Raw genomic sequence first — 1,269 nt, 5'->3', positions numbered from 1 at the left:
CCCGCCTCGGCGATCGCCGGAATCATCCGCCGGCACACGAGATCGAGATAGGCGGCCCGGTCCATCTCCGGCGGCATCGTGTGGGCGCCGAGATAGGTGGCGGCGACGCGGAACCGCCCCGCCCGGCCGATCGCGCGCGCCGCGCGCAGCATCGCGAGTTCCGTCGCCTCGTCGAGCCCGTAGCCCGACTTGATCTCGACCGTCGTCACCCCCTCGGCCGCCCAGGCAGCCAGCCGCGCCTCGGCGCCCGCCCGCATCGCCGCCTCGTCCAGCGCCCTCGTCGCCCGCATCGTCGCGCGGATGCCGCCGCCTTCGCGGGCGATGCTCTCATAGCTCTCGCCGGCGAGCCGCCGCGCGAACTCGCCCGAGCGGTCGCCGCCGAAAATCAGGTGGGTGTGGCAATCGACCAGCCCCGGCGTGATCCAGCGCCCGGCGCAGTCGATTGTCTCCGCCGCTTCCAGCGCCGGCATCTCCGCCTCCGGCCCGGCCCAGACGATCCGTCCGTCCCGGCTCGCCACCGCGCCGCCCTCGACCACCCCGAGCCCGGGGCGGTCCGGCGCGCAGGTCGCCAGTCGCGCATTCCGCCACAGCCGGTCGCATCGCATGATACCCTCCTGACAACGCCGAACAAAATGTATATACAACTAGCCAAACGACGATGGCAACCCATTCCCGAAAGGACCGACCATGCGGCGACTCTGGCTCGAACAGGCTTTTCTCCCCGAAGGATGGGCATCCGGCGTCGCGCTCGACATCGACGGGTCCGGCCGCATCGCCGGCCTCGCCGCGAATGCCCCGCCGGCCGATCGCGAAACCATCCCCGGCTGCGTGCTGCCCGGCCTGCCCAACCTGCACAGCCACGGCTTCCAGCGGGCGATGTCCGCGCTCGCCCAGCGCCGCCGCGCCGCCGCCGAGGATTTCTGGTCCTGGCGCGGCGTGATGTACCGCACCGCCCTCGCGCTGCCGCCGGACGACATCGCCGCCGTCACCGCCATGGCCTTCATGGAAATGCTCGAGCGCGGCTTCACCGCGGTCGCCGAATTCCATTACCTGCACAACGATTCCGCCGGCGCCCCCTATGCCGATCCCGCCGAGCTCGCCACGCGGGTGATCGAGGCGGCGGCGCAAACCGGCATCGGCCTCACCCTGCTGCCGGTGCTCTACAGCGCCGCCGGCCCCAACCGCCCGCCCGAGCCGGGCCAGCGCCGCTTCATCACCGATCTCGATGGGTTTCTCCGCCTGCACGCGGCCACGGCGGAACGGCTGCGC

1 protein-coding gene and 1 pseudogene are annotated in these 1,269 nt (G+C 72.3%); one reads left to right on the top strand and one right to left on the bottom strand.

Annotated features, from left to right (window positions below; translation table 11 throughout):
• Positions 1–605: pseudogene (locus tag APM_RS04935) on the bottom strand (imidazolonepropionase); the annotation flags it as partial.
• Between the two features lie 82 nt (positions 606–687).
• Between APM_RS04935 and APM_RS04930 the strand changes: the two are divergent.
• Positions 688–1,269: amidohydrolase family protein (locus APM_RS04930; RefSeq protein WP_007422253.1), on the top strand; the 582-nt coding region annotated here is incomplete at its 3' end.

It is taken from the genome of Acidiphilium sp. PM (genome assembly GCF_000219295.1).
Taxonomy (GTDB): Bacteria; Pseudomonadota; Alphaproteobacteria; order Acetobacterales; family Acetobacteraceae; genus Acidiphilium; species Acidiphilium multivorum.
The sequence above is the reverse complement of the archived record's forward strand: the minus strand, read 5'-3'. Positions and strand labels throughout refer to the sequence as shown.